This is a genomic window from Rhizobacter sp. P2_H2, assembly GCF_056403375.1.
This window is the reverse complement of record NZ_JBFUFP010000441.1, coordinates 1-4,269: the sequence shown is the minus strand read 5'-3', so window position 1 is coordinate 4,269 and position 4,269 is coordinate 1. Positions and strand designations below refer to the sequence as shown.

Here is a 4,269-nt window from a genome sequence, read left to right as displayed (position 1 = left end):
TGAACATTGCATCGACCAAGCTGATCCTGCTGCACGCGCATGCCGGCCACATCATCGACACCTTCGGCAAGCTGATCGTCGGCAACAACGTGGTGGTCGGCGCAGTGGTGTTCCTGATCATCGCGATCGTGCAGTTCATCGTGATCGCCAAGGGCTCGGAGCGGGTGGCCGAGGTCGCGGCCCGCTTCGCGCTCGACGCGATGCCCGGCAAGCAGATGAGCATCGATGCCGACGTGCGCGCCGGCGTGCTGTCGTCGACGCAGGCCCAGGCGCGCCGCCGCCTGCTGGAGCAGGAGTGCCAGCTGCACGGCGCCATGGACGGCGCGATGAAGTTCGTCAAGGGCGATGCGATCGCTGGCATCCTGATCGCGATCGTCAACATCCTCGCCGGCATCGCGATCGGCACGCTGATGCTCGACATGGCCGTCGGCGCCGCGGTGCAGCGCTTCGCGATCCTGACGGTGGGCGACGGCATGGTGTCGCARATCCCGTCGCTGCTGGTGTCGATCGCCGCCGGCATCGTGATCACGCGGGTCGGCGCGCAGGGCGGCGACGAGCAGCCGACGCAGCTGGCGAGCCAGATCGGCCAGCAGGTGCTGGCGCACCCACGCGCGCTGATGGTGGCGGGGGCGGCGCTGGCGAGCTTCCTGCTCGTGCCGGGCTTTCCGAAGTGGGTGTTCGGCCTGCTCGCCGCCGTCGTGCTCGGCACCGGGCTCGCGGCGCGCGCACTGCGCCGCCGGCGCCATGTGTCCGACTGGATCTCGCACCCGGGCGCGCCCGATGCCGAGCTGCGTGCCACCGACGATGCGCTGGCGTCGCCGCTGGCGGTGCACCTGGCGCCCGGCCTCGGTGTCGACCTCCACTTGCTGGACCAGCGGCTGAGCGGCGTCAAGTCGACGCTCGAGGCCGAGCTGGGCCCGGTGTTTCCGCGGCTGCGCATCGTGCATTCGCAGGCCCTCGCCGACGCCGCGGGCTACCAGGTGCTGGTGCAGGACGTGCCGGTGGCGCGCGGCAGCGTGCGCGCCGGCTGGYGCCTGCTGGCCGATGCCGACGCGGCGGCTCCACCGCCCGGCGCCGAGGTCGGCGAACCGTTCGGCCCGTTCGCGCGCGTGGTCTGGGTGCCGGCCGCGTCGCCGGCGGCCGGGCTCACCGCTGACGAAGTGATCGCCGCGCACGTCGAGCAGGTGGTGCRCCGCCATGCGCCGCGGCTGATCGGCCTGCAGGAGGTGCRGCGGCTGCTGCACGCGGTGCAGCGCGACGCGCCCGACCTGGCCGCCGAGGCCGCCCGCGTGGTGCCGCTGCAGCGCATCGTCGAGGTGCTGCGCCGGCTGCTGCAGGAAGGCATCCCGATCCGCAACCTGAACGCCATCCTCGAGGCGCTGGTGATCTGGACGCCGAAGGAGGCCGACGTGATCGCGCTGACCGAGCTGGTGCGCGTCGCGCTCGGCCGCTACATCACCAGCCGCTTCGTCGGCGCCGACCGGCAGCTGCAGGCGATGCTGTTCGAGGTGGCCCTGCTCGACCGCGTGCAGGGCGCGGTGGAGCGCGGGCCGCGCGGCAACCTGCTGCTGCTGAGCCCGGCCGTCACGCAGGACATCCGCGACCAGGCGCGCCGCATCGCCGAGGGCAGCGCGCACCGGGTGGTCGCTGTCACCTCGTCGGACGTGCGCCGCTATGTGAAGACGCTGCTGGAGCCGGTGCTGCCGCAGCTCGTCGTGCTGTCGTACCAGGAGGTCGACGAGGACGTCGCGCTGCAGCCGGTCGGCTGGATCACCAACCCGAAGGCCGACTGAATGACGCCACACGATCTCCTCGACATCACCCGCGACGGCCTGCTGATCGTGCTGTGGGTGTCGCTGCCGGTGGTGGTGGTCTCCACGCTGTCGGCGCTGGTCGTCGCGGTGCTGCAGGCCGTCACGCAGATCCAGGACCAGAGCATCGGCCAGTCGGTGCGCCTGGTCGCGGTGATGCTGACCATCGTCGTCAGCGCCGGCTGGCTGGGGCGCGACGTGCTGCGCTTCGCCGAGCGGGCGTTCCAGACCGTGGCGCAGCTGCCATGAGGGCCGCCGCCTTGCTCCTGTCGATGCTGGTGGCCCTGGCATCGCCGCCGCTGCACGCCGCCGAGGTGCGCTGGAAGCCGCGCACGCTCAGCATCGTCGCCAACGACAAGCCGCTGGCCGATTTCCTGCGCGAGGTGGTGGCCTCGCAAGGCCTGACCGCGGTCGTCGACTCGAAGGTCAGCGGCATGATCAGCGGCAAGTTCACGATGCAGGCGCAGAGCATCCTCGACAGCGTCTGCACCACCTACGGCCTGACCTGGTTCTACGACGGCGCCTTCGTCTACATCGATCCGGCCAGCGAGGCGCGCAGCGAGGTGCTGCCGATCACCGCCGGCAGCGGCTCCGGCGTGACGCAGATGCTGGCGCGGCTGAAGATCGTCGACCCGCGCTACCCGGTCAGCGCGAACGACCGCGAGGGCAGCCTGTATGTCTCCGGCCCGAAGCGCTATGTCGACATGGTGCGCCAGGTGGTCAAGCTGGCCGACCAGAAGGCGGCGCTGGCCGACTACGCCGAGGTGCGGCTGTTTCCGCTCAAGTACGCCTGGGCCGGCGACGTGCGCGTCAACCGCTCCGGCAAGGACCTGCTGGTGCCCGGCGTCACCAACGTGTTGCGCAGCCTGTACGGCCGCAAGAACGGGCGCGCCGGCGGCGACGGCAAATCGGGCGTCGCGATGCGCGTCGGCGCGAGCCGCCAGCTCAAGCTGAGCTCGGGCGAATCGCTGAACGTGCCGAAGGTCGAGATGGGCTCGACCGGCGACGCCGGCGCGGCGGGCGGCAGCGACAGCACGCTGGACAACTTCACGCCCAGCAACGACCTGCCGCAGTTCCATGCCGACACCCGCATGAACGCGGTGCTGGTGCGCGACCTGCCGGACCGCATGGCGCAGTACGAGCGGCTGATCGCCGCGATGGACTCGCGCCCGCGCCTGATCGAGATCGAGGTCACGATCATGGACATCAGCAGCGACACGCTCGACACGCTGGGCGTCGACTGGCGCCTGCACGGCCGCCATGCCGACCTGCAGGTGGGGGCCGGCAACGGCAAGCCGCTGACCTGGAGCGGTGCCAGCACCGAGGCCGGCCAGACCGGTGCCACCACACCGGCCGGCGGCGTGTTCACCGCGGCCATCGGCAACGAGCTGCGCAACTTCCTGCTGGCCCGCGTCAGCGCGCTGACCAAGACCGGCACCGCCAACTTCGTCGCGCGGCCCAAGGTGCTGACGCTGAACAACACCGAGGCGGTGCTGGAGAACCTGAGCGAGCTGCATGTGCGCGTCGACGGCTTCCAGGACGCGGGCCTCTTCACCATCACCGCCGGCACCTCGCTGCGCGTGACGCCGCTGATCATCGACGAGCAGCCGGCGCGCAGCCTGATGATGTCGATCGACATCGCCGATGGCGACCTGAGTGCCGCGAGCGTCGACCAGATCCCGATCATCCGGCGCCGCACCGTCAACACGCAGGYGATGGTCGACGAGAACGCGAGCCTGCTGATCGCCGGCTTCTCGTCGGAGGAGACGATCAACGCGGTGACCGGCGTGCCGGTGCTGTCGGCGATCCCGCTGCTCGGCAACCTGTTCAAGTACACCGAGAAGTCGCGCGCCAACATGGAGCGCTTCTACCTGCTGACGCCGCGGCTGGTGCTGCCGGCGGTGGCGCGCGCCCCGGCCCCCGGAGGATGAGCATGAGTGCACTGCCCGCATCCCCCGCGCCGGCAGGCGCCGTCGCGCCGTCCTCCTGGTGCCTGCGCTTCCTGAACGGCGCGCTGCGCGGCCGCACCATCGCGCTGAAGCCGGGCGCGAACCTGGTCGGCTCGGCCGGCGACTGCGACGTGATGCTGCCGGGCGGCGACGTGCTGCCGCAGCACCTGCTGTTCAGCGTCGGCGAGCTGGTCGTCTCGGTGCAGCGGCTCGGCACCGCCGGCGCGCTGCTGAACGGCGAGGCGATGCAGCAGCCGCGGCGCAGCGTGGTGGCCGGCGACGTGCTGCGCGTCGGCGCGGTGGAGTTCCAGCTCGACCGCGTCTACGTCACGCTGCAGGGCGAAGACCGCATGTTCGCCGGCCCCGAGAGCGCGCTGCCGCCGGCCGCCAACGAGGCCGCGACGGCCGAGACGCCGCGCCGCCCGCTGCGCCGGGCCGGCCTCGTCGTGATGGTGCTGGCACTGGCGGGCATCGCCGGCGTGCTGGCCTGGCAGGGCGATGGCCGGCGC

4 protein-coding genes are annotated in these 4,269 nt (G+C 71.6%); all 4 read left to right on the top strand.

What is annotated here, in order from left to right:
* Window positions 1-1,793, top strand: a 1,793-nt coding sequence (locus AC1D15_RS19930; protein ID WP_477827339.1) for an FHIPEP family type III secretion protein, incomplete at its 5' end; no start/stop codon positions are given.
* On the top strand, window positions 1,794-2,060 hold the full coding sequence (sctS, locus tag AC1D15_RS19925; RefSeq protein WP_465113139.1) for a type III secretion system export apparatus subunit SctS: 267 nt from the start codon (window positions 1,794-1,796) through the stop codon (window positions 2,058-2,060).
* Window positions 2,057-3,742: a type III secretion system outer membrane ring subunit SctC gene (gene sctC / locus AC1D15_RS19920; RefSeq protein ID WP_477827338.1), complete on the top strand. Its 1,686-nt coding sequence runs from the start codon at window positions 2,057-2,059 to the stop codon at window positions 3,740-3,742. The genes sctS and sctC overlap by 4 nt, the downstream gene beginning before the upstream one ends.
* A 2-nt stretch (window positions 3,743-3,744) precedes the next feature.
* On the top strand, window positions 3,745-4,269 hold a 525-nt coding region (locus AC1D15_RS19915), incomplete at its 3' end, for an FHA domain-containing protein (RefSeq protein ID WP_477827337.1).

Coding starts and splice junctions, on each gene's coding strand:
- sctS (WP_465113139.1), top strand. CDS start 1,794: ATGACGCCACACGATCTCCTCGACATCACCCGCGACGGCCTGCTGATC.